Below are 22,014 nucleotides of genomic sequence, written 5' to 3'. Positions count from 1 at the left end.
AAAGAACCAAGCAGCATTTAAAGAAAAGCGTATTAAATTTCTTGAGAATCAACTCGCACAATTAAACAACGTTGCATGATTGTGTATAAGGTAGGCTAAATTCGGCAAGTTAACTTCTCGTATTCAGCTAAATTTGGCAAGTTTGGAAAATTTTCTTCATCAATCAATCCAATTTAACCGGATTTATTTCTTTCACCCTGAACCCTTTTTCTCCTTTTTCAATCGTTGCTGTTTCGTGGTAAAAATCGTGTTCAAAAAACAGGATGTAATTTTTTTCAGCAGCTTCTTCCAGAAACTTTTCCTTTTCCTGCATTACTTCTACCGGATTCAAATCGTACGCCGCCACCCAAAGCAACGGAACGTTGGCTGCGGTGGGCACCAGGTCGGAAGTGTAAACCACGGTTTTTCCTTCAAACTGAATAAACGGCAGCATTTGTCCCGGCGTGTGGCCGTCGAAAAAGCGTACTTCAATGCGCGGAAAAAGTTCACCTTTCTTTTCAACCAGATTTAATTGGCCGGTAGCCATTAAAAATTCCAGCACTTCGGCATGAAAAGCGGCACTTTCTCGTGGATTGGAAATTTTGGAATGTTCCCACTGTATTTGGCTGCACCAGTGTGTGGCATTCGGAAAACGAAGCTGAAGTTCGCCATTTTCATTTTTTACAGCCCCCGTGGCATGGTTCCAATGCAAGTGTGTCAGAAAAACATCGGTAATATCGTGGGGTAAATAGCCATTTTCTGAGAGCGATTTTTCAAGTTGGTCCAGGCCGGTAACTCCATTATTTTTCAGGTGTTTTTCGGAGTAGTGGTTGCCAATTCCTGTTTCAATCAGGATTTTGCGGTCACCCTGATCAATTAAAAGGCAACGCAAGGCCAGTTTTGTAAAATTATTTTCGTCGGCCGGGTAAACTTTGCTCCACAGCACTTTTGGAATGACACCGAAAAGCGCGCCGCCGTCGCAGTGAAAATGTTCGGCTGAAATGGGTATGAGTTTCATATTTGTGGTTTTAGTAAAGGTAAAGTTTTTTTACTCTGAATTCAAATTCCATTTTCTTTGAAATGCCGAATCGAGCGAAAGATCCATCACATGCTTTACAACGCCGTGATAATCTTCAATTCCCTTCTCCACTTTGTTGGTTTTCAGGTAGGCATCGTTCATCTTTGATGCCGCATGGTCAATTTTTTCATTCCGCAGCTCCATCCAGTGTTCACGTATTTTTTGAAAATCTGCTTTAACTCGGTCGTCCAGTTCCGATGTTATTTCCGAAAGCTGTTCGAGGTGCCTGCCATGATACAGAAAATGTCTGAACACATAAAGATTAGCCGAATACCTCAGGTGTTTCGACGAACTGTTCGTGCAAACCAGCCACGCGTAAAAACTGGCCTCGGCTTCGCTGGTAACACCAAACTGGTGCGCTTTTTCGTGGGCCAGAATGAACGGGTATTCCACCGGCAAAAGGTGTTTGTTGATATGGATTTCGTTGAAAAACGGCCCGTAATACCCCGAAATACCCGCGCCAGCAAAAAAACGGCTGAAGGTGATGCTTTTTGCCCTTCTTTTTCCGGCAGGGTAGGGAATATTCAGCATTGGCGAAAGTTCCCGGTACGAAGCTTCAACCAGCGAATCAACAGTTTCTATTTTTAAGTTGTCAAATCTCGTGTGTGAATCATTTAACTGAGTTGTGAGGTGGGTGAAAACAGCCAGGAATTGTTCGGAATCGGCATCTTGTTCTGAAATTTTCAAACGTTGGGTTACATCGCTTCTGAAATAATTAAAACCCCACAAAAAATAAAAACTGATGTACACAGCGGCCAGTGTATTCAACACAATTTTCCCTGCGGATTTCCATGTTATCTTTTTGAAAATTAAGAGGGTGACCAGAAGAGTAAATAATACGATTAAAAAGCTGTAAAACAGGTCGTCAAGTGAAAAAGAAATCAGGCTGCTAATTGCAGAAAAGGTGGAGGCAATAACCGGATAAACTTTCTGTGTGTAAATGGTTTCAACTATGGCAGGGTGGCGTGCTGCTAGTTCGGTTAGTACAAATGTAAAAACAGCCAGCACCGGCAAAACCAGCCACCACGGAAAATTGTATTTTGTTTTTTGAAAATTCATGCACCCAAAAATATAAAATGACAGGAATTAGGCGTTGTTGTTGAGCTATAAAGACAAAAGAATAGGATTTGGGTTCATAAAATACCATCCTTTTTGTTATTATTGCACTTTCTACTTTTAATTAATTTCTTACAAATGTTTACAAAAGGTCTGTTATTGCTGATAACCAGCACTCTTTTTTCGATAGCTTCCCCCGATGGTAATCCGGTTTCTGAAAAACAAGTGGCCGAAATTCATGATAAAGTTTTAACTGTAGATACCCACGTGGATACGCCAATGGCACTGCTGAACGACGGATTTGATATTGGTGAACGCAACGAGGCACCCCGAAGCCGTGTAGATTTTGTGCGCATGAAAGAGGGCGGGCTGGATGCCATATTTTTTGCAGCGTTTACCGGGCAACGCGAACGGACTCCGGAAAACACAGAGGCTGCATATAAAAGGGCGAACGATATGATTGACGCCACTTATGAAGTTTGCAATCAGTACGATGAAATGACAGAGGTTGCTTTTTCTTCGGCTGATGCGGACCGGATTGAAGCCGCCGGCAAACGGGCCATTTACATTGGCATGGAAAACGGATTTCCGCTGGGCAAAGACCTTTCGCGGGTGAAAGAATTTTACGATCGCGGGGTGCGCTACATTACGTTGTCGCACTCTTCCAATAACGATATTTGCGATTCTTCAACCGACCGTGACGGCCCGGAACACAACGGATTGAGCGATTTTGGTGAAGAAGTGGTGAAGGAGATGAACCGTCTGGGAATGATGATTGACGTTTCGCACATTTCCGACAAATCGTTTTATGATGTAATTCAATTGAGCGACGCACCCGTTATCGCTTCCCATTCGAGCGTGCGCGCCATTGCCAAACATCCGCGCAACATGACCCTCGACATGATTAAAGCGTTGGCAAAAAACGGCGGTGTGATTCAGATTTGCCTGCTCGACGATTATGTGAAAGACCCCGATACAACCACAGTGCATTACCAAAAAATGCAGTACCTCCGGAAAATTTATAACGACGAATTCGAGTCGATGAGTGATGAAAAGAAAGAAGCGTTCCGTGATTTGTGGCGCAAAACGCAGGAAAAATACCCGAAAGAACTGCCCACGGTAGCCGATTTGGTCGATCATATCGACCACGTGAAAAACCTGGTGGGAATCGACTACGTGGGTATTGGCAGCGACTTTGACGGTGGCGGCGGGCTGGCCGACTGCGAAGATGTGAGCCAGATGCCCAACATCACCCGCGAAATGCTCCGGCGCGGCTACACCGAAGATGAAATCCGTAAAGTGTGGGGCGGCAACTTTTTCAGAGTGTTCCGGGAAGTGGAGGAGTTGGCAGCAAAATAAAATGAGCCGGAAAATCCGACTCAAATCTTGTGGGTTGTACTGGATTCCCCCGAAGGGATCGCAATGCGGGAACCAGCGACCCTTACTTCGGATTTAAAAACTTAAGTTTTTGTGGGTTGTACTGGATTCGAACCAGTGACCCCTACCCTGTCAAGGTAATGCTCTAAACCAACTGAGCTAACAACCCAAGTCAACATTGCAAAAATAGAAAAAACAAGTTCAGCAAATACGTTACCGAACTTGTTTTTTATGCTTTTAGATAAAGAATTTCAATATAAAAAGTATGGCCAGAACAATCATGACCACTGAAATGTCTTTCACTTTTCCGGTTAGCAATTTCAGGAAAACATACGAAAGCATCCCAAACACAATACCTTCGGCAATGCTGTATGTGAGCGGCATAACCAAAATGGTTATGAATGCCGGGATGGCTTCGGTGTAGTCGTCGAAATTAATTTTCAGGATGGGCGACATCATGAAAAAGCCAACCAGCACAAGAGCTGCTGCAGTGGCTGCAGGTGGTACCATGGTAAACAGTGGTGCAAAAAACAAGGCTACCAAAAATAATCCTGCTGTGGTAAGCGAAGTTAGTCCTGTTCTTCCGCCTTCGGCTACTCCCGATGCGCTTTCAACATAAGTGGTAACGGTGCTGGTTCCGAAGATTGCGCCCAGAGTTGTCCCTATTGAATCGGCAAAAAGCGCCTGTTTGGCACGTGGCACTTTTCCGTCTTTAGTAAGCATTCCGGCTTTATCGGAAACACCAACCAGTGTGCCCACTGTGTCAAACATATCTACAAAAAGGAAGGTGAACAGCACAATCAGCATGTCCATGGTAAAAAGCTGCGAAAAATCGAATTTGAAGAAAATCGGGGAGAGCGACGGTGGCGCATCCACCAGGTTTCCTTCGGGCATGTGGGTAACGTCAAATGGGAGCCCGGCAATAGTTGCCACAAAAATTCCAATCAGCAGCGCACCTTTTACTTTCAGTGCCAGTAAAACGGCTGTGAGTACAATCCCGCCAAGTGCCACAAGTACTGCCGGCGACCCCATATCACCCAGCCCCACCAAAGTGGCATCGTTGCTAATAACAACTCCGGCGTTTTGCAGGCCTATAAATGCGATGAATAATCCAATACCTGCCGAAACCGCATGTTTCAGCGACAGCGGGATGGCATTCACGATTAACTCGCGGATATTGAAAGCCGTTAGAATGAGGAAAATAATACCTTCGATAAAAACGGCGGTGAGCGCAAATTCCCAGCTGTAGCCCATTCCCAGAACTACGGTAAATGCAAAAAAAGCATTGAGTCCCATTCCGGGTGCCAGGGCAAACGGCAGTTTGGCCACCAGCGCCATAAAAAGTGTAGCCACCAGCGCCGAAAGGGCCGTGGCGGTAAACAGTGCGTTTTTGTCCATTCCTGTGGCGCTCAAAATGTCGGGGTTTACCGCCAAAATGTAGGCCATGGTCATGAACGTGGTTATTCCCGCCAGGATTTCTGTTCTTACGGAGGTGTGATTCTCTTTTAATTTGAAAAACCGGTTCAGCATAATATTTTATTTTAGAAGGTGACTTTCGCTCCTATGGTCGGCATGATATCGAATCCTTTCTTGCCAAAGTTACTGCTTAATTCAATTTCAGTTCCCAGTGAGAAGTTTTTGTTAAAATTGTACCAGAGTTGTGGTTCCGACAGAAACCGGAAATCGGTCCCCCAAAACATCTCTTCTTTCCAGAAATCGGCAAAACCGGTGAATGTTAGTTTGTTCTCCAGCATCTGAATGGTCCAAACCCCGGTTAACTGAAACGATGCCTTTTCTTTTCCCTGAATGTATTTGTAGTTGGTTTGCAGTGTAAAAATTTTAGAGAAATCGGCTGATGCCCAGGTGCGTTCCAAACCTGCAATGTAAACATTTTCAATGGGAATAAAATTATCTGCACTAAGAGCCATAACTCCTCCATTGTATTCAACCCTTGGCATAATTTTTTGGGTTTCATTCCATTTAAAGGCGCGGGCAATTTCCCAGTAAGCCAGCGAAATGCCGTTGTCAATGCCGCGTGTGTCGGCGCTGTAGTCCATGTCGATAAAGAAGAAGGTGCTTCCCCAACTGTCGGGCCTGAACATTTCAACCGTTGATGTGAAAAACTTCCGACCTTCTCCTAAATCGTAATGTAACTGAATGTTTTGTGCGTTTGTTGTTAAAAATGCCGTTGCGGCAAAGACGAAAACAAGTAAAATTTTTCTCATTTTTAAAGATGGTTAGATTTATAAATGCCGCAAAAATATATATTTTATTCAATTTTGAGATTGAATTTTTTTGAAGTTGAAATGTGATAAAAAATAAACCCCGGCAAAGGACTGGCCGGGGCTATTTTTTCATCGGGAAGATAAAAAAATATGGGTCATCTATAAATAGATGAGGTGAAGATACGAAAGCTTTACCATTTTTCAAACTTTTTATGAATGGAAATACAGCCTGGTGGAAAAATAATTACGATAAAATTGTTACAGCATTGGGCTTACTGTGTGTGCCAGCGATTCTTTTAATTTAAAATGCCAGCGGCGCTGACTCCATTCTTTCAGTTTTATTTCGCGGCTGTTTTGAATATCTTTTTTGAAAATGCGCACCAGTTTCGCGGTAAAATCTTCGTCGTAAATAAAAGCATTTACCTCAAAATTGGTTTCAATACTGCGGAAATCGAGATTGGTGGTGCCAACGGTTGAAAAAACGTCATCCACAATAACATATTTGCTGTGAATGAACCCGTTTTGGAAAAAATAAACTTTTATGCCGGCTTCGAGCAGCTCTTCAACGTATGAAAATGAGCACCATTTTGGAATTCTGGCATCTGACTTCTCCGGTATTATAATACGGACATCTACATTGCTTAACGAAGCCGTTTTAAGTGCCGATACAATTTGCATCGGGGGCATCAGGTAAGGTGTAGTTAGGTAAACTCTTTTTTTTGCATTGGCAATAGCCGCAAAAATTGCCTGGCCAATGCTTTCCCAGTCGGAATCGGGACCGCTGGCCGAAATTTGTACCGGAACGCCTTTGGATTCTTTGAGTGGCGGGAAATAGTTTCTTCCTGTTAAATTTTCACGCATTACAAAATACCAGTCGGCCGTAAAAACAACCTGAAGGCAGGTGGCCGCATCTCCCTCCACCTGGAGGTGAATGTCGTACCATGGGCCAATTCCTTTAACACCTTCAAAATATCTGTCGGCAATATTCAGTCCTCCGGTAAATCCTGTAATGCCGTCAACTACAATTATTTTCCGGTGGTTGCGGAAATTTACCCGCGAAGTAAGCCGGGGGAAACGCACTTCCATAAACGGTTGCACGCGGATGCCGCTGTTTTTCATTTCCCGGATGAATTTATCACTGAGCCCCCAACTCCCCACATCGTCAATTATAACCCGCACTTCCACACCTTCAAGGCTTTTTTCGATGAGGAGATCTTTCAACTGGTTACCAATTTTATCGTCGGCAAAAATGTAATATTCCAGGTGAATGTGATGCCGTGCATTTTTAATGGCCGAAAAAACAGCTTTAAAAGTCTGGTCGGCATTCACCAGTATTTTTAGTTTGTTTCCGGTTGTAAGCAATGCATCGGAATTATTGAGTAACAGGCGGATAATGTTCTCTTTTTCAAGAATTTTTTTGTCGAGGTTTGAGAAAGCCTGTTCGAACTGGCGAAGCTGTCTCACCGATAGCTTCCGGTATTGTCCCAGGCTCTTAATTCCTTTTCTTGAATAAAGCTTGCGTTTGCGGTATTCCTGACCAAAGAAAAGATAAAAGACGACTCCGAAAACAGGCAAAAGGACGAGCAGAAGGATCCAGGCAGCTGTTTTATACGGCGACCTTTTTTCTAAAACAATCATTATGGCAACCGGGATGGCGGTAACCAAAAAAATTAATGAAAAGGAAGACCAAAAATCCAGTACGGGATTCATTTAAACTTTTTTCAGTAATTTATATTTAATTCAATATTTTTGTTTTGTCCGGATTATTCAAATTATCGCGGGAAAACAATTTTGGCATAAAATTCGTAAAAATTATCAGTAAAACATAACAGCAAGAATAATGAAAACAGAAAAATTAAAAATAGTGAGAAAATTCATTTTTTTTACAGGGTTGGTTTTGATTTTTGCCGCCTGTGCATCGCAAAAAAATGCTGTGAAAACTGATAATAATAACGGGGTTGAAATAATGGCCGAGGATTCAGTTGAATATGAAATGGAAACTTTTGATTCAAAATTTGAAACCTGGTATCAGTTGCACAATAACCCGTCGCAATACCGCTCGCAGGAATATTACGAGAACTGGAATGAAAGGTATGTAAATGCCTGGAACCATAATGCCAGCCAACCTCAAAAAAGCTGGTTTTTTGAACCCATTGTGGGGTACGACCCAACCATCGATTACGGCTTTGAACTGAACCACGAGCTGTTTTACTATTTTCAATATGTTGAACGGGTTTTAAAAATTGAGATTATGCCTGGCGGACCGCGTAGTATTGCGTTTTAAGGTTGATTTCGGAAAACTTTCAGCCAGTCGGTTTGCAGAATTTCCTCAGCAATTAGTTTTCCCCTGATCCCAGGTGCTGAAACTCCCCGGTAAAAAAATTTGTTGCCAATAAAAACATGCGATTCATCCCATTGGCCGGTTTGAAAAAAACTTTCAATCAACTGGCGGCCCCCTTCAACAATAACCGACTGGATTTTGCGGTTGTACAATTCCCCTAAAATTTGATTAATGCTGTTGCTCCCGAAATCAATTTTAACAAAAGAGACAGCACTATCATCTTCGGTTTTTATTGAGTTGAAAACAAGTGTTTTGTGTTTGCCGTTAAAAAGATTGTGCGACGGCGGCAACCTCAAATTGCGGTCGAGAACAACCCGAAGTGGATTTCTGCCGGGCCAGTGACGAACTGTAAGCGAGGGGTTGTCTTTTTCTGCCGTATTTGTGCCGACAATTATTGCATCTTCCTGCGAACGGATTTTATGAACCAGCCGCAGTGCCAGCCCGCCGGTAATCCAGGTGGGGGAACCAAAGTTTTCAGGAGTGCGGTCCACGTCAATAAACCCATCGAGCGTTTGGGCCCATTTTAAAATTACATACGGCCGTTTCTTTTCATGAAAGCAGAAAAATCGCTTGTTCAAATCCCGGCACTCCTTTTCGAGAACGGCCATTGTCACATCTATGCCTGCTTTTTTCATTTTCTCAATGCCTTTGCCGGCCACTTCCGAAAATGGGTCAATAGTTCCGATTACCACCCTCGGAATTTGTTTTCTTATTATCAAATCGGAGCAGGGAGGAGTCAGTCCGTGGTGCGCACACGGCTCAAGGTTGACGTAAAGGGTGCTGGTTTTAAGCCGCTTGTCGTCGGAAACAGAATTAATGGCATTTACCTCGGCATGGGGGCCACCATACTGCCGGTGAAAACCTTCCCCTATTATTTTACCATTGTGAACAATCGCGCTGCCCACCATCGGATTGGGTGCCACGCTTCCGGCTCCCAGTTCTGCCAGCTCCAGGCAGCGGTGCATGTATTTTTTGTGTATCTCCATTTGCCGCGGAAAAAGTATCTTTGCACTGCCAAAAGTAACACAATGGAAGCGACTATTCAATACATCGAAAAAGAATTAACCGGTTTGTATCCTAAAACTGAAGTGCAGGGATTCGTCCGGCTCATATTTTGGCATGTTCTGCAGCTTTCGTACACGGACCTTGTTCTTGGCAGAAATCAGAAACTGGAGAAATCTTCTCAAAAAAGAATTGAAGCAATAGTTGAGCGGTTAAAAAAGTTTGAACCCATTCAATATATTTTGGGCGAAACGGAATTTTTTGGGCTGAAACTCACAGTAAATCCTTCGGTACTTATTCCGCGCCCCGAAACAGAAGAGCTTGTTCAGTGGATTATTGCTGCTGTTGAAAATGAAAATCCATCAATTATTGATGTTGGTACAGGAAGCGGCTGCATTGCGCTGGCGCTGAAAAAAGAATTGAAAAATGCAGTGGTGACTGGTGTGGATATTTCTGCAGAATCGATTCGGACAGCCAGCAAAAATGCGGAACAGAACCAGCTGGATGTGACTTTTAAGGAGGCCGATATTTTGCAGTGGGAAAAAGAAAAATGGGAACCAGTTGATGTAATTGTCAGTAATCCGCCCTATGTGCGCGAACTGGAAAAAGCTGCAATGCACCTCAACGTTCTGCAATACGAACCTGAAAATGCGTTGTTTGTTTCCAATACTAATCCGCTGGTTTTTTACCAAAGTATTGCTGATTTTGCAAACCGGTATTTAAAGGAGACAGGGTGGTTGTTTTTCGAAATCAATGAAAACCTGGGAGAAGAGTTAATCCGGCTGTTGACCGATAAAAACTTTGCGGAAGTTGAAATCAAAAAAGACATTAACGGGAAAGACCGGATGTTGCGCTGCAGGAAAGGAGATATTTGAGTTTTCTCCAGTTGATTTTTAATTTTTGAAAAGGATAAGAATGGAATTTAAAATTTCTTTGACAACTTTACGCGGTAAGAAGGATTTTAACCTTGAGTAGTGAGAAAAATTGTAATTTATATATCAATAGGAATTAACTTGCTGGCAGTATTGGCGCTGATTATGTCCTACCTGTCGGGTCAATTCGCACCGGATAATTGGTGGCTTCCATCTTTTTTCGGGTTGGGGTATCCTGTGTTTTTGGGGCTCAATTTATTCTTTATTGTACTGTGGCTTCTTGTAAATCCGCGTTACATGTGGTTTTCGGCTATTGCTATTGTGCTGGGCCTGGGCACCCTGTCGCGTTTCGTACAGTTTAGTGGAAAAACAATTGAAACTGGCGATGTTAAAGTGCTTTCTTACAACGTGATGCATTTTGCAGGCAACAAAGATCTGAGCCCGAAGGAAACTGCAGATGAAATTAAAAATTTTCTGTTGGAACAAAAGCCCGATATTATTTGTATGCAGGAAGTACGCCTTTGGAAAAACAGTATTTTCAACCTGGGAGAAACAGTTGAAGAGTTGGATTTTATTAATCATTATCAGTTCGCGCGGTCGAGTACAACGTTTGGCAGTGTAACCCTTTCCAGGTTTCCCATAGTAAACATGGGGGAAATCCGATTTGAAAATTCGAGGAATATTACCATTTACACCGATTTGCTGATTGGCAGCGACACAGTTCGGGTTTTCAATGTGCATCTTCAGTCGTACCAGATTGATCCGGGTAAATATTCTTTTATTGAATCAGGGGTAGATGATGAAAAGGATTTGGACGACATGCGTGAAGTGGGGGCGCGGTTTAAAAAAGGATTTCAGTTGAGGGCCAAGCAGGTCCGCAAAATTCGCGAATACATTGATGATTCACCCTACCACGTTTTGGTTTGCGGCGATTTTAACGATCCTCCGGTCTCGTATGCCTACCGCCAGTTGCGAAAAGGTTTGAATGATGCCTTTGTGGAGTCGGGCAGCGGAATTGGCCGCACCTATGTTGGTAAACTTCCATCGTTTCGTATCGATTATATTTTTCACAGCCCGGGATTTGAATCGTATAATTTTCAAACTTATGACTACATGAATTCTGACCACTTGCCGGTTTCCTGCTCGCTGATAAAAAATTAGCTTTTCTCGGCAAGAATTTCCAGCGCAGTTTCTTTGTCTTTTTTGAGTTGTTCCACCAACGCTTCTGGTCCGCTGAATTTTTTTTCGTCTCTTATTTTTGCTTCAAAAATCAACGTAATTTCTTTGTTGTAGATATCACCCGAGAAATTGAAAATATGCACTTCAATACTGCGGTTGTCGGCATTATTGTTAAAAGTGGGGCGGGTACCAATATTCAGCATTCCGCCGTATTTTTCTCCCGAAAGAATAATTTCAACCGCATAAACCCCGTAACCCGGAATGAGTTTGTGCGGATCGGAGGCCTCAATGTTGGCCGTGGGAAAACCCATTTTGCGTCCCACCCGTTGTCCTTCCACCACAGTTCCGTGCAAAGTAAAACGGTATCCCAGAAATTTGTTGGCCTGCTCAACATCTCCATCCTCAAGGGCGTTGCGAATGCGGGTGGAGCTCACGTGAGCTTCGTCAATCAACAGGGCATCCAGTTTTTCAATTTTAAAATTGTAGCTTTTCGCACACTCTTTCAGGTATTCAAAACTGCCCTCGCGGTTTTTGCCGAACCGGTGATCGTAACCCACCACCAGGCATCGTGTTTTTAATTTGTCAACCAGTATATTTTTTACAAAACTGCTGTAGCTTAATTCCGAAAACGTTTTGGTAAACGGGTAAACAATCAGGTGATCGATTCCCGACTTTTCAAATAACTGCTTTTTTTCTTCAATGGTAGTAAGCAGGCGGAGGTTACCTTCGTTTGGTGCCGTAACCAGCCGGGGGTGGGGGTGGAACGTAAAAATAACCGATTCGCCGTTATGTTTGCGGGCAAATTCTTTCAACCGGGCAATTACTTTCTGGTGCCCCAAATGAACCCCGTCGAAGGTACCGATGGTAACTACCGGGTTCTTTGCTTCAAAGTTGTTTATGTTGTGATATATTTTCACTATTTACTGCTTTTCGACGAACATAAAATTTTTTCAGGGATAATCCGTTACAAAAATTGCGAAAAAAACTTTCTCACAAAATTCTTTACCCGGAATAATTGGTTTCAATTAATTTTTGCATGTGTGCGGTTATGCGGGTTAAAATATGTTATTTTCGCGGTTTAATAATCATGAAAAACTGGAAATTGTTAATTTTACGCCTCTTAAAATCAAAAACTGGATATGAAAATCAGTAGGTTATTAATTGCAATGTTTGTTGCAGGAATCTTAATGGCAGGTTGTGCCAAAGATGAAAACCGGTTTACCGTAACCGGAAAAGTTTCACACGCCGAAGGGGAAACCATTTACTTTGAAAAATTACTGGTTTCTTCCACACAACTTCTTGACTCTGCAAAAATTGACAAAGATGGTGGGTTCGAATTCAAAGGCACCACCAATATTCCTTCATATTATTTGCTTAAACTTAACGACAACAAGTTTATTACACTGCTGATTGATTCGCTTGATGAAGTGATTGTTACAGCAGATGCTGTAAATTTTGAACGCGATTACCACGTGGAGGGCTCAACCGGGGCGGTGCAGGTGAAAAAACTTACTGATCATCTCAATTCCACACAAAAGAAGCTCGATTCGCTGCAATCGCTGCATAATTTATACAAAGGAAATAATGATTACCCGGAAATGAAAGCTCAATGGGAAGAGGAAGCCCGGAAAATCAGAGAGAAGCAGGCGGAATTTTCTGCGCAGTTTGTTATGGATAATCCTTTTTCAATGGCCAGTGTTTTGGCTTTGTACCAAAAATTTGGCCAGCAGAATTACGTGATTAACGATTTGCAAACCATGCGCGTAGCCGCCTCTGCACTTAACTCCATTTATCCTGAATCGGAACATGTAAAGGCGCTGTACCAAAATACTGTGCAGTTGTTAAAAGATGACCAAAGTGCCCGGTTGCAGCAATTAATTCAGGAACAGGGCCAAAACAGCCCCGAAATTGTTTTGCCCACACCCGAAGGGGAAGAAATTGCACTTTCGTCGTTACGCGGCAAAGTGGTTTTGCTGCAATTCTGGGCGGCAGTCAACCGAGATTCGCGAATTTTAAACGAAGCCCTCGTGGAGGCCTACAATAAATATAAAAACAAAGGGTTTGAAATTTATCAGGTGAGTGTTGACAATAACCGGATTGAATGGGTTGATGCCATTGATAAGGATGGCCTGAGCTGGATTAATGTGGGAGATATGGAAGGCAGCAACCAGGCGGTGCGCAACTACAATGTCCAAACTGTGCCTTACAATTACCTGCTCAACGAAGAGGGAGAGGTAATTGCAAAAGACCTGAAAGGGCAGGCATTGGACAGGGCACTTTCCAGGCTGCTCAATTAAATGGCGGAAGATTTGTAAAATCAATTTTGAACACTATTTTAACTTGTCAGAAAAAGGGAAAATATATTTTATTTCCGATGTGCATCTGGGCGCACCGGCGCTTAAAAACAACCGCGAACGCGAACAGTTTTTTGCAAAATGGCTCGATTTTATTAAAGACGATGTAAGTGAGCTTTACCTGGTTGGCGATATTTTTGATTTCTGGTTCGAGTACCGAAAAGTTGTCCCACGCGGTTTTACACGGGTTTTAGGCAGACTTGCCGATATTGCTGATAAAGGTGTGCCCGTTCATTTTTTTACCGGTAACCACGACCTTTGGGTATTCGATTACCTGCCCACTGAAATTGGATTGATTGTGCACCGCAATGAATTCATAACCGAAATCAGGGGCAAAAAATTTTTAATTGCCCATGGCGACGGGCTCGATCCCGAGGACAAGGGCTACCTGATGCTGAAAAAATTTTTTGTGAGCCGAAAACTGCAATGGTTGTTCTCGCGCCTGCACCCTAATTTTGCATTTAACATTGCACATCGCTGGTCAGAGTCGAGCCGGTTATCAAAAATCGACCACAAAGAAGAATTTAAAGTTAAGAATGAGAGTATGTATAAATTTGCCCAAAATTTTTTGGAGAAGGAGTGGGTAGATTATTTTATATTTGGCCACCGTCATCAAATGGCTAATGAGGAGCTTAAAAATGGGGCCAGGTTTATTTTACTTGGCGACTGGATTACAAATTTCTCTTACGGCGTTTTTGATGGCGATGAGTTTAAGTTGAACAAATTTCATTAATCGAGGTTAGTTGGGAGTTGAATATTATGGCAAAGGAAGTCTATACACGGATAATTGGAACAGGAAGTTATCTTCCTCCGCAGCAGGTTAAAAATACCCATTTTCTTGGGAATGAGTTTTATGATGCTGCAAGCAAACAATTAATTGATAAGCCGAATGAGGAAATCATCCGGAAATTCCATGAGATAACGAATATTGAGGAGCGCCGTTATGTAGGTGAAAATCAGGTGACTTCTGATATTGCTGCATTTGCAATAGAAGATGCCTGCCAAACGGCAGGAATTTCAAAAGAGAGCCTCGATTTTATTATCGTTGCCCATAATTTCGGCGATATTTACGAAGGGAATGTGCGCAGCGATATTTTACCCGGCCTTGCCAACAAGGTGAAAATGAAATTGAAAATTGAAAATCCTTCGTCAATTTGCCACGATGTGATTTCAGGTTGCCCCGGTTGGACACAAGGAATGATTGTGGCCGATGCCTTCATTAAAAGCGGCTTTATGAAACGCGGCGTGGTGGTGGGGGCCGATGTATTGTCTCGCATTTCTGATCCGCACGATCGCGATTCAATGATTTATGCCGACGGTGCAGGTGCTACAATAGTCGAAGCTGTTGAAAGCGAAGAGCCAACCGGAATCCTTTCGCACGCCAGTCGTTCCGATTCAGTTTCGCATGCCCATTTGCTAACACTTGGGCCGTCAAACAATCCCAACATGCAAGGCGACGAGCTCTGGGTTAAAATGGCGGGGCACAAACTGTATATTTATGCCATAAAAAATGTTCCGGGAGTTGTAAAAGACAGTATTGAAAAAGCCGGTCTTGAATTAGCCGACATCAAAAAAGTATTAATTCACCAGGCCAACGAAAAAATGGACGAAGCCATCCTGAGTGGCCTGTTCAAACTTTATGGCGAAAAAAATATTCCGGAAGGTATTATGCCCATGAGTATTAGGGATCTGGGTAACTCATCAACAGCCACCGTGCCCACATTGCTCGATCTGGTTTTGAAAGGAAAAATTGATGACCAGGAAATTAATTCCGGTGATTATATCGTCCTTTGCTCGGTGGGGGCCGGAATGAATATCAATTCTATTGTTTATAAATGGTAAATTATTCTCAGGCAGAAAAAGTGTATAAAACGACCAGTTTTGGCTAAATTGCCATTTTTAAAAACACAAAATTTTGCCTGATGGATGTAATTACCATGTTATTCCTTGTCATTGGAATCGTAACAGGCGGACTTGCTGCTTCTGTTTTTTTTATTTTCAAAAATCAGAAAAAAATTCAAGGTATTAAAAATCAGTTTCAGGAAGAGGAGAAAAAACTGGAAACTGAAAAATATGAAGCCGAAAAGCAACAGTTTGTCTGGGAAGATCGCTCTAACTCCCTGAAATCGGAAATCGAAGCGTGGAAAAAAGAACTTGAAACCAAAAGGGAAGAAAATACCCAGCTGGTGGGCCGCCTTGAAAAAGCAAATGCCGAATACCGGAACCTGAAGGAAAAACTGGACACACAGAAAGCCGAGCTGGAAGAAATTCAAAAGAAATTTACAACTGAATTTGAAAACATTGCAGGTAAAATTCTGGAGAAAAACAGTGAGAAATTTACCGCTGCCAACCAGAAAAATATTGGCGAAGTGCTAAACCCGCTGAAAGAAAAACTGCAGTTGTTTGAAAAGAAAGTGGACGACACTTACCAAAAGGGATTGAAAGACCAGACCGATTTGCGCGCTGAGCTGAAAAAATTGTACGAACTGAACGCCCGCATAAGCGAAGAAGCCGGCAACCTGACCAAAGCGCTGAAAGGAGATGTGAAGAAACAGGGCAACTGGGGCGAAGTGGTCCTGGAACGCATTCTTGAACGCTCGGGCCTGAACGAAGGGGAACAAGGCTACCAAAAACAGTTCAGCGATTTTTCTGACGATGGCAAACGCATTCAGCCCGATATTGTAATCAACCTGCCCGACAATAAACATATCATCATCGATTCCAAAGTTTCGCTTGTTGCCTACGAACGTGCCGTAAATGCTACTACCGATGAGGAGCGGACACGTCACATAAAAGAGCATCTTCTGAGTTTAAGAACGCAGATAAAAGGATTGAGCGAAAAGCATTACCAGTCGGCACGAAAACTGAATTCGCCCGATTTTGTGTTGCTGTTTCTTCCCATCGAGTCATCATTCAGTCTGGCCATTCAGGAAGATCAAGAGTTGTTCTCTTTTGCCTGGGACCAAAAGGTGGTAATTGTGAGCCCGTCAACTTTGCTGGCCACACTGCGCACCATTGCCTCCATCTGGCAGCAGGAAAACCAAACCCGCAATGCGCTCGAAATAGCAAGGCAGGGTGGGGCACTTTACGATAAATTCGTGAATTTTATTGGCGATATGGAAAAAATCGGGAACAACCTGCGGCTCACCCAAAACAGTTATGATGATGCCATGAACAAGTTATCTGAAGGCCGTGGCAATCTTGTCCGGTCAACCGAAAAGCTAAAATCGCTGGGTGCCAAAGCCTCAAAAGTGCTTCCCAAAAAATTACTCGAAGATTAGTGGTTGTTTTTCAGGAAGGATAAAACCTCTTCGGTGTCTTTCGAGGCATCAACCTGTTCGTTTTTATACACCACTTTCCCATTTTTGTCGATGATAAATGTCCAGCGGCTTGTGGTCACTCCTCTTTCCAGCTCAAATTCCTGGCCGTTAAATTCGCTGTTGAATGTTCCTCCATCGCGAACAGGCACGCCAAAAAGCCGGGCAATATCTCCTGATTCATCCGAAAGCAGCGTGAAATTCAGGTTGTGCGCCTCCTTGAAAAACTCCAGCCCTTCCACATTGTCGCCACTCACGCCAACTACCATGGCATCTTCCGATTCAAGGGCACTGCTCAGGTCGCGGTACGAACAGGCCTGCGCTGTGCAACCGCCTGTCATCGCTGCCGGGTAAAAATAAACCACCAGGTAATTTTCACCAATATGGTTTTTAATTTTCCAGGTGCTGCCATCGTCGGCTGTGGCTTCAAATCCTGGAACTTTTTCGCCAATTTTAAGCCCTTTAGTATTTTGTGAAACGGTAATAAACGGAACCGCGAGCAGTAGTGCAAATATGAATGTTTTCATTTCTTTTTTTGAATTTTAGTTTGAACACTAATAAATACAGTTAAATGAACAAAAAGTTTCGAAGCTGAAATAATTTCCTGAAGAACGGGGAAAGTATTTTTTCGATTAAAGTTTGGATAAATTGGTTTGAAAAGCTTAAGGGGTTGAAAGTCAGGATAAATTTCAGTACATTTAGTGAAAGTAAAATGTTATGGGGCACGCCTATACTTACCGATGCCGGAATTGTGGTTTTGAAGATAAATTTAACCAGGGGCATGGCTTTTTAATCCATTCGCAACCACTTGAAAACTACCTGAAACTCAACAAAAAGCTTTTTCATTATAAAACACACCGGTTGCTAAAAAGGCTGTCGAAAGAGAATAACGACTTGTTTGTAAAAGCTGGGTTTCAGGTTTACAAATGCCCGAAATGTAAAATATTGTACGATAAAATCGAGGTGACTGTTTTTAACCATAACGAGGTGGTGCATAAAAGTGAATTTAGGTGCAGCAAGTGCCGGTCGCGGTTGAAACTCACCAATATTCACCGGCTGAAAAATGCAACCTGTCCGGTTTGTCACAAAAGTACTTTTCGGAAAGTGAGCACACATTTTCAGTTGTGGAATTAAACTTTTTCGTTGCAGGTGGCAAAATATTCCGAAAAATGGATGTTCCCCGGATATTGGATGGAGAGAATCCGAAAATATTTTTGGGCAGCTGCCGGGTCGTTTTCAATACTCATGTAAATCCTTCCCAAAAAATAGCGGGCTAGTGTGGCCACAATTAAATCATCGTCGTGTGTGAATTTTCCAATTTTAATAAGGGCATTCTCGCGTTCAATGCGCTTGCTTTCAATAAAAAAAGGATTTATCACATTGTCGAAGTAGGCAAACAATTCGTTATAGAGGTCAAACAGTTTCAGCCTGTTCTCCGCAAACGGAAGCTTTTCCTGGTTCAGTTCAGCAAGCAAATTTTTAATTTTTGAACGGAAAATCAGTGCGCCGGGAATGTTAAATCGTTTAAACTCGTAACGCACCCTGTACGATAATGTAATGAGTTCTTTCAGCCTGTAGTCCAGTTTGCTATTGTCGCTTTCGCTGAAGTCTTTGAGCAGCTGGTGCAGTTGCCGCGAGTCATCCGAATTGCGGGTGGTAACAAATCTCCACCAGTAGAGGTCCAGTTTTAAAATGTCGGTATAAAATGAGTCAAATTCGTTTCCCGAGGCCTCCAGAAAAGAGTCGGCTTCCTGGTATTGCTGGTTGTAAATGAGCGTAAAAACGGTATCAACCGCAGTCTCTTTGGGAGATGAAAATCCCATTGTGGTTGCCGTTGAAAAAATAAGTATTGTAATTAAAATGCGTATGTTCATTCTGTGTCCGAAATATTTTCTTCAACCAGTTGTATGATTTCCTGGTACGTTATTTCCCTTTCTCGCGCAATTTTTTCGAGGGCCAGGCTATTGGCATTTTTAATGCCGCCGGAATAGTATCGGTAATACCACGAGCTCATCGATAAAACGGCGTCCAAAAAACCATACGACTGCCAAATATAAATGGTTATTACGCCAATTCCACCAATTAACACCAAAGAATTTAACCCGCTGCCAATATTTCCGACATAAAACTGGCCAATGCCCGGGAAAATGGTGCTCATGGTTTGTACTTTTTCGGGCCTGAACCTTTTTCTTATTTTTTCAAAATGATTAAAAATGCCGGTTAACTCGGGGAGCGATTCTTCGTCAACTATTTTGCTTAGGTGGTTGTAAGCAGTTTCGTACTCTTCAATTCCAAACAGGGCAATTGCTGTGTACAAGTCGTGTTTTTGCTGGAAATAAGACGATTTTGGTGGCTGCAGTCCCAACAATTCGTTAAGCGCAAAAAAATAATTATGCTGTTTAAAAAAGCACATCGCTTTTTTGAAATACATCTCGGCCTGCAGGCTGTCGTTTTCAGCTACCCGCGCGGCTATGTCGAAATTTCTGGCGGCTTCATCAAATTGGTTTTCAGCGTAAAACGATTCGCCAATTTTTTGGTACACCGAGTTGTATTTCCCTTCCGCATCGAAAAAAGCCACACGCTGGTATTCAATCAGGGCAGTTTCGTAGTTCCCGGCCAAAAACTGTTTTTCGGCAAAACGGTAAGTTTCGTCAATGGATTGCCCCTGTGCAACAAAAGCAATTATAAAACTAAAAATGGCTGTAAATACTGTTTTTAGCTTCATTGTATAATTTTTCGTATTCAATTTGATTATAGGTTCGTGCTGATTTTCCTGAACCCCAGATATTGCCCAGGTAAAAGCCCAGCGAAATGCCGCCAAAAATCCAGCCGTTGGCATTTTTTACGCCTTTTTTGCTGAACCCTCTGTACGAAAGCCAGGCATTGGTCGAAACAAATACGAGCGACATCACCGCATCGCCCCAATAGCCCGAGTAGGCTTTTCCGCTGCCGGGAATTACAGCCGACATGGCCATGGCCAGCCCCGGGCTTTTTCGTTTAAAACTTTCAATATTTTCAATTTTGTTTAAAACGGTTGGGTAACTGTTGCTGAGCAACGACAGATTATTGTAAGTGAATTTACTTAACGAATCTTTCTGTTCTGTAAACAAGAAATATCCCAGCTTATAAAATGTTTTTTCACGGCTGCTTACCGATGAAAGTGCATCTGAAAAATAATTTTTCTCATAGCAGCAGTTACACGAAAGTGAAAGCTTCAGGTATTCTGATGCAACATTCTGGTCCGAAAAAAAATTATTGACCTGTAACTGGTTCAGGTTTTGAAAACTGTTTTCGCAGATGTTGCCCATGCGATAGTTTTTCAGCAATCCGGTATAAATAGCAGGATCGGTTTTTTCAATGCTCAGAATTCTTTCATATTCAACCGCGGCCAGTTTATACTGCCGGGTGCTTTCGAGGTAGCGGGCAAATTTTTTTGAATTTTCGGCATTGAACAGGTTTTGCGCACCGGCAATATTGCAGACCAAAATAAATAACAGCAGCAAGGAGTTTTTACCTGACGGGATCATAAAAACGTTGTTTTGATGGATTAAAATAATACTGATCGGGTTTTACAAGGCGGTGGCAGCGCGATAACCGGTCGAACGACATTAGAGTTCCCACAAAAAGCCCGTATTGCTGAAGGGATTGGACTGTATATTCGGAGCAAGAGGGATAAAAAACGCAACTGGGATTATCCTGCGACGAAATAAATGTTTTGTAAATATTAAACCCTGATGCCATCAGGAATTCGAGTTCGTTTTTGGGTTTTGGCGATTGCTGTGTGTACCTTGGTGTTTCGTGATGGTGGTGTTCAAACAGGTTTTTCAGCTCATCAATTTCAAAATTGCTTTTTTCCTGGGCAACCGAAAAATTTGTCAGCAAAAGCAATGCCGGCAAAAGAAATGCAATTTTCAGGAATTTCAGCTTAATTGTCGAGCTGATAGTGATAATTCTCTTCGTTGTCGATATCATTTAGTTCAATATTTTTAAATTCCATCACCTGGTATTCTTCGTTGTTGTTTTCGTCGTAAAAAATCTGAACAATAGACCCCGGGAACTCAAATCCGCCAATTTGAATGTAATCTTTGAAAAACTGTTTGTTCAGTATTTTATTGTTTTCTCCGGTGATAACAATACTGTGCAGCTGGTTGTTCTTTTTGGCAATGGCAATGGTCGAAATCACTTTCTGGATATGGGGGGGAATATTCCAGTACGAAATAACCAGATCACCTTTTTTATCGATATTACTAATGGAGAATTTTGCTTCATCCAGCCCGAAATAGGTCAGGTTGGAGTTCAACGCCAGGTGAAACACGGTGAATTCGTTCATCGAAGGAATTTCCTCAGTGAAATAAACCGAGTCGTTGGTTATTTTATAAATTTTTGAATCCTGAACAATCCATTTTTCTTTTGATGGGAAACTGATGTCATAAATTAATTCCTGGGAATACTTGTCGTAATAAATTTTGCCTTTTGTGAGATTCATTTTCCCTTCAACGGGTTTAACTTTTGTTGTAAAGTCGGCACTCATTCTGAAATAGTCCTGAGCAGCCGAATTTAGGTTGAAACCCAAAACAACTGAGAATAAAAGAATTAAATGAAGTGTATTTCGCATGTTAATTTATTGTAACAAAGGCTGTTTGAAAAATCAAACAGCCTTTGAAATTGTATTTTTTTCGATAATTTTTTAATACGCTGCATCAACTGCTGAGGCCCAGGCTCCCCAAACAACCATATAAAGTACTACAGAAACTGCTGTGGAAGCAACGCATCCCCACATGGCTTTTTTGGTTTGATCCATATCGCTGTCGGTCATAATGTAAACAATTACAAGTCCAACAACTCCAAATACACAACCCCAGAGAAACGAAGGAATACCAAGTGGTGGTTCACCGCTCTGGTCGGCCATTCCCATTGGCGAAGCTGTACTTTCAATGTTTGCAACAAGCGGGCTGTTTTCATTTGTGAGCTCATCGAAGGTAGTGCCTTCGTTGGCTTCAATGTAGGCGTCCAGCTCATCCAGCTCGCTTAGCTCGGCCAGCAACAAATCATCGTCGTAAGAAAAAACAGATTCTTCAAATTCAACCGCGGCGGTTGTAGTACTTGCCATAATACTAAAATTCTGGGCAGAAAGCAGTGAGATGGCCAAAATCAAACTCACGCTTTTGAGGATAAATTTTTTCATAGTCATAATTGTTTTGTTTAATTTCAGAGATGTTTAATTTTCAATTTCA

23 protein-coding genes and 1 tRNA gene are annotated in these 22,014 nt (G+C 42.4%); 9 read left to right on the top strand and 15 right to left on the bottom strand.

Annotation, left to right across the window (positions count from 1 at the left end; genetic code table 11):
* Window positions 1–163 precede the first annotated feature (163 nt).
* Together BUC07_RS14495 and BUC07_RS14490 are read right to left on the bottom strand one after the other, a co-directional pair.
* A complete protein-coding gene (locus BUC07_RS14495) occupies window positions 164–997 on the bottom strand; it encodes an MBL fold metallo-hydrolase (RefSeq protein WP_073170935.1) in 834 nt (277 codons plus the stop codon).
* 30 nt (window positions 998–1,027) lie between these two features.
* The gene (locus BUC07_RS14490; RefSeq protein ID WP_073170931.1) at window positions 1,028–2,116 is read right to left on the bottom strand and encodes a DUF3810 domain-containing protein; all 1,089 of its coding nucleotides are present in this window, start codon (window positions 2,114–2,116) and stop codon (window positions 1,028–1,030) included.
* A 135-nt stretch (window positions 2,117–2,251) separates the two neighbouring features.
* On the opposite strand from BUC07_RS14490, the gene BUC07_RS14485 reads away from it, so the two are divergent.
* Window positions 2,252–3,472, top strand: a complete 1,221-nt coding sequence (locus BUC07_RS14485) for a dipeptidase (RefSeq protein ID WP_073170928.1) — start codon at window positions 2,252–2,254, stop codon at window positions 3,470–3,472.
* Between the two features lie 112 nt (window positions 3,473–3,584).
* Here the strand turns inward: BUC07_RS14485 and BUC07_RS14480 are convergent.
* The 4 genes from BUC07_RS14480 to cls all read right to left on the bottom strand — a co-directional run bounded on the left by BUC07_RS14480 (window position 3,585) and on the right by cls (window position 7,425).
* A tRNA-Val gene (locus BUC07_RS14480) sits at window positions 3,585–3,659 on the bottom strand.
* 68 nt (window positions 3,660–3,727) lie between these two features.
* Complete coding sequence (locus tag BUC07_RS14475) at window positions 3,728–5,020, bottom strand: NCS2 family permease (RefSeq protein WP_073170925.1); 1,293 nt, start codon at window positions 5,018–5,020, stop codon at window positions 3,728–3,730.
* Window positions 5,021–5,031: 11 nt separating this feature from the next.
* Window positions 5,032–5,715: a DUF5020 family protein gene (locus BUC07_RS14470; RefSeq protein WP_073170923.1), complete on the bottom strand. Its 684-nt coding sequence runs from the start codon at window positions 5,713–5,715 to the stop codon at window positions 5,032–5,034.
* A gap of 258 nt (window positions 5,716–5,973) precedes the next feature.
* Window positions 5,974–7,425 carry a cardiolipin synthase gene (gene cls, locus BUC07_RS14465; protein ID WP_073170920.1) on the bottom strand — a complete coding sequence of 484 codons (1,452 nt, stop codon included), beginning with the start codon at window positions 7,423–7,425 and terminating at the stop codon, window positions 5,974–5,976.
* A gap of 130 nt (window positions 7,426–7,555) precedes the next feature.
* Between cls and BUC07_RS14460 the strand changes: the two genes are divergently transcribed.
* Entirely contained in the window at window positions 7,556–7,999 is a 444-nt protein-coding gene (locus BUC07_RS14460) for a DUF6146 family protein (protein WP_073170917.1), read from the top strand.
* Here the strand turns inward: BUC07_RS14460 and ribD are convergent.
* Window positions 7,996–9,042 carry a bifunctional diaminohydroxyphosphoribosylaminopyrimidine deaminase/5-amino-6-(5-phosphoribosylamino)uracil reductase RibD gene (gene ribD / locus BUC07_RS14455; RefSeq protein WP_073170914.1) on the bottom strand — a complete coding sequence of 349 codons (1,047 nt, stop codon included), beginning with the start codon at window positions 9,040–9,042 and terminating at the stop codon, window positions 7,996–7,998. The genes BUC07_RS14460 and ribD overlap by 4 nt on opposite strands.
* A gap of 42 nt (window positions 9,043–9,084) precedes the next feature.
* Between ribD and prmC the strand changes: the two genes are divergently transcribed.
* Together prmC and BUC07_RS14445 are read left to right on the top strand one after the other, a co-directional pair.
* Window positions 9,085–9,933 carry a peptide chain release factor N(5)-glutamine methyltransferase gene (prmC, locus tag BUC07_RS14450; RefSeq protein WP_073170911.1) on the top strand — a complete coding sequence of 283 codons (849 nt, stop codon included), beginning with the start codon at window positions 9,085–9,087 and terminating at the stop codon, window positions 9,931–9,933.
* A gap of 99 nt (window positions 9,934–10,032) precedes the next feature.
* Window positions 10,033–11,091, top strand: a complete 1,059-nt coding sequence (locus tag BUC07_RS14445; protein WP_073170909.1) for an endonuclease/exonuclease/phosphatase family protein — start codon at window positions 10,033–10,035, stop codon at window positions 11,089–11,091.
* Here the strand turns inward: BUC07_RS14445 and BUC07_RS14440 are convergent.
* Window positions 11,088–12,026 carry a bifunctional riboflavin kinase/FAD synthetase gene (locus BUC07_RS14440; RefSeq protein WP_073170906.1) on the bottom strand — a complete coding sequence of 313 codons (939 nt, stop codon included), beginning with the start codon at window positions 12,024–12,026 and terminating at the stop codon, window positions 11,088–11,090. The two genes, BUC07_RS14445 and BUC07_RS14440, sit on opposite strands and share 4 nt — an antisense overlap.
* 222 nt (window positions 12,027–12,248) lie before the next feature.
* On the opposite strand from BUC07_RS14440, the gene BUC07_RS14435 reads away from it, so the two are divergent.
* From BUC07_RS14435 to rmuC, 4 genes are all read left to right on the top strand, one after another.
* On the top strand, window positions 12,249–13,406 hold the full coding sequence (locus BUC07_RS14435; RefSeq protein ID WP_073170903.1) for a TlpA disulfide reductase family protein: 1,158 nt from the start codon (window positions 12,249–12,251) through the stop codon (window positions 13,404–13,406).
* 43 nt (window positions 13,407–13,449) lie between these two features.
* Entirely contained in the window at window positions 13,450–14,196 is a 747-nt protein-coding gene (locus BUC07_RS14430) for a UDP-2,3-diacylglucosamine diphosphatase (protein ID WP_073170900.1), read from the top strand.
* Between the two features lie 26 nt (window positions 14,197–14,222).
* Window positions 14,223–15,305, top strand: coding sequence for a 3-oxoacyl-ACP synthase III family protein (locus tag BUC07_RS14425; protein WP_073170897.1), 1,083 nt, complete (start codon window positions 14,223–14,225; stop codon window positions 15,303–15,305).
* Between the two features lie 80 nt (window positions 15,306–15,385).
* Window positions 15,386–16,744 carry a DNA recombination protein RmuC gene (gene rmuC, locus BUC07_RS14420; RefSeq protein ID WP_073170894.1) on the top strand — a complete coding sequence of 453 codons (1,359 nt, stop codon included), beginning with the start codon at window positions 15,386–15,388 and terminating at the stop codon, window positions 16,742–16,744.
* Here rmuC and BUC07_RS14415 read toward each other — a convergent pair.
* The gene (locus BUC07_RS14415) at window positions 16,741–17,307 is read right to left on the bottom strand and encodes a peroxiredoxin (RefSeq protein ID WP_073170891.1); all 567 of its coding nucleotides are present in this window, start codon (window positions 17,305–17,307) and stop codon (window positions 16,741–16,743) included. The two genes, rmuC and BUC07_RS14415, sit on opposite strands and share 4 nt — an antisense overlap.
* 190 nt (window positions 17,308–17,497) lie before the next feature.
* On the opposite strand from BUC07_RS14415, the gene BUC07_RS14410 reads away from it, so the two are divergent.
* Window positions 17,498–17,914 (top strand): hypothetical protein, encoded by a 417-nt coding sequence (locus BUC07_RS14410; RefSeq protein WP_073170887.1) that lies wholly within the window; start codon window positions 17,498–17,500, stop codon window positions 17,912–17,914.
* Here BUC07_RS14410 and BUC07_RS14405 read toward each other — a convergent pair.
* The 6 genes from BUC07_RS14405 to BUC07_RS14380 form a co-directional block, all read right to left on the bottom strand.
* Complete coding sequence (locus BUC07_RS14405; protein WP_073170884.1) at window positions 17,911–18,654, bottom strand: hypothetical protein; 744 nt, start codon at window positions 18,652–18,654, stop codon at window positions 17,911–17,913. The genes BUC07_RS14410 and BUC07_RS14405 overlap by 4 nt on opposite strands.
* Window positions 18,651–19,505, bottom strand: coding sequence for a tetratricopeptide repeat protein (locus BUC07_RS14400; protein WP_073170881.1), 855 nt, complete (start codon window positions 19,503–19,505; stop codon window positions 18,651–18,653). The genes BUC07_RS14405 and BUC07_RS14400 overlap by 4 nt, the downstream gene beginning before the upstream one ends.
* Window positions 19,471–20,307, bottom strand: a complete 837-nt coding sequence (locus BUC07_RS14395; RefSeq protein ID WP_073170879.1) for a hypothetical protein — start codon at window positions 20,305–20,307, stop codon at window positions 19,471–19,473. Before BUC07_RS14395 ends, BUC07_RS14400 begins: the two co-directional genes overlap by 35 nt.
* Window positions 20,291–20,752, bottom strand: a complete 462-nt coding sequence (yidD, locus tag BUC07_RS21140; RefSeq protein WP_217652709.1) for a membrane protein insertion efficiency factor YidD — start codon at window positions 20,750–20,752, stop codon at window positions 20,291–20,293. Before yidD ends, BUC07_RS14395 begins: the two co-directional genes overlap by 17 nt.
* Window positions 20,706–21,395 carry a hypothetical protein gene (locus BUC07_RS14385; RefSeq protein ID WP_073170876.1) on the bottom strand — a complete coding sequence of 230 codons (690 nt, stop codon included), beginning with the start codon at window positions 21,393–21,395 and terminating at the stop codon, window positions 20,706–20,708. Before BUC07_RS14385 ends, yidD begins: the two co-directional genes overlap by 47 nt.
* 72 nt (window positions 21,396–21,467) lie before the next feature.
* A complete protein-coding gene (locus BUC07_RS14380) occupies window positions 21,468–21,965 on the bottom strand; it encodes a hypothetical protein (protein ID WP_139279598.1) in 498 nt (165 codons plus the stop codon).
* Window positions 21,966–22,014 lie beyond the last annotated feature (49 nt).

Source organism: Tangfeifania diversioriginum, assembly GCF_900141875.1.
GTDB lineage: Bacteria > Bacteroidota > Bacteroidia > Bacteroidales > Prolixibacteraceae > Tangfeifania > Tangfeifania diversioriginum.
This window is presented reverse-complemented; position numbering and strand designations above follow the sequence as displayed.

Excerpts from the sequence above, each read along its gene's own strand:
- BUC07_RS14435 (WP_073170903.1), top strand. The coding sequence starts at position 12,249 with ATGAAAATCAGTAGGTTATTAATTGCAATGTTTGTTGCAGGAATCTTA.
- BUC07_RS14485 (WP_073170928.1), top strand. The coding sequence starts at position 2,252 with ATGTTTACAAAAGGTCTGTTATTGCTGATAACCAGCACTCTTTTTTCG.
- BUC07_RS14460 (WP_073170917.1), top strand. The coding sequence starts at position 7,556 with ATGAAAACAGAAAAATTAAAAATAGTGAGAAAATTCATTTTTTTTACA.
- BUC07_RS14405 (WP_073170884.1), bottom strand. The coding sequence starts at position 18,654 with ATGAACATACGCATTTTAATTACAATACTTATTTTTTCAACGGCAACC.
- BUC07_RS14475 (WP_073170925.1), bottom strand. The coding sequence starts at position 5,020 with ATGCTGAACCGGTTTTTCAAATTAAAAGAGAATCACACCTCCGTAAGA.
- prmC (WP_073170911.1), top strand. The coding sequence starts at position 9,085 with ATGGAAGCGACTATTCAATACATCGAAAAAGAATTAACCGGTTTGTAT.
- BUC07_RS14470 (WP_073170923.1), bottom strand. The coding sequence starts at position 5,715 with ATGAGAAAAATTTTACTTGTTTTCGTCTTTGCCGCAACGGCATTTTTA.
- BUC07_RS14490 (WP_073170931.1), bottom strand. The coding sequence starts at position 2,116 with ATGAATTTTCAAAAAACAAAATACAATTTTCCGTGGTGGCTGGTTTTG.
- BUC07_RS14415 (WP_073170891.1), bottom strand. The coding sequence starts at position 17,307 with ATGAAAACATTCATATTTGCACTACTGCTCGCGGTTCCGTTTATTACC.
- BUC07_RS14425 (WP_073170897.1), top strand. The coding sequence starts at position 14,223 with ATGGCAAAGGAAGTCTATACACGGATAATTGGAACAGGAAGTTATCTT.
- BUC07_RS14410 (WP_073170887.1), top strand. The coding sequence starts at position 17,498 with ATGGGGCACGCCTATACTTACCGATGCCGGAATTGTGGTTTTGAAGAT.
- cls (WP_073170920.1), bottom strand. The coding sequence starts at position 7,425 with ATGAATCCCGTACTGGATTTTTGGTCTTCCTTTTCATTAATTTTTTTG.
- BUC07_RS14495 (WP_073170935.1), bottom strand. The coding sequence starts at position 997 with ATGAAACTCATACCCATTTCAGCCGAACATTTTCACTGCGACGGCGGC.
- rmuC (WP_073170894.1), top strand. The coding sequence starts at position 15,386 with ATGGATGTAATTACCATGTTATTCCTTGTCATTGGAATCGTAACAGGC.
- BUC07_RS14395 (WP_073170879.1), bottom strand. The coding sequence starts at position 20,307 with ATGATCCCGTCAGGTAAAAACTCCTTGCTGCTGTTATTTATTTTGGTC.
- BUC07_RS14400 (WP_073170881.1), bottom strand. The coding sequence starts at position 19,505 with ATGAAGCTAAAAACAGTATTTACAGCCATTTTTAGTTTTATAATTGCT.
- yidD (WP_217652709.1), bottom strand. The coding sequence starts at position 20,752 with ATGATATCGACAACGAAGAGAATTATCACTATCAGCTCGACAATTAAG.
- BUC07_RS14380 (WP_139279598.1), bottom strand. The coding sequence starts at position 21,965 with ATGAAAAAATTTATCCTCAAAAGCGTGAGTTTGATTTTGGCCATCTCA.
- BUC07_RS14385 (WP_073170876.1), bottom strand. The coding sequence starts at position 21,395 with ATGCGAAATACACTTCATTTAATTCTTTTATTCTCAGTTGTTTTGGGT.
- ribD (WP_073170914.1), bottom strand. The coding sequence starts at position 9,042 with ATGGAGATACACAAAAAATACATGCACCGCTGCCTGGAGCTGGCAGAA.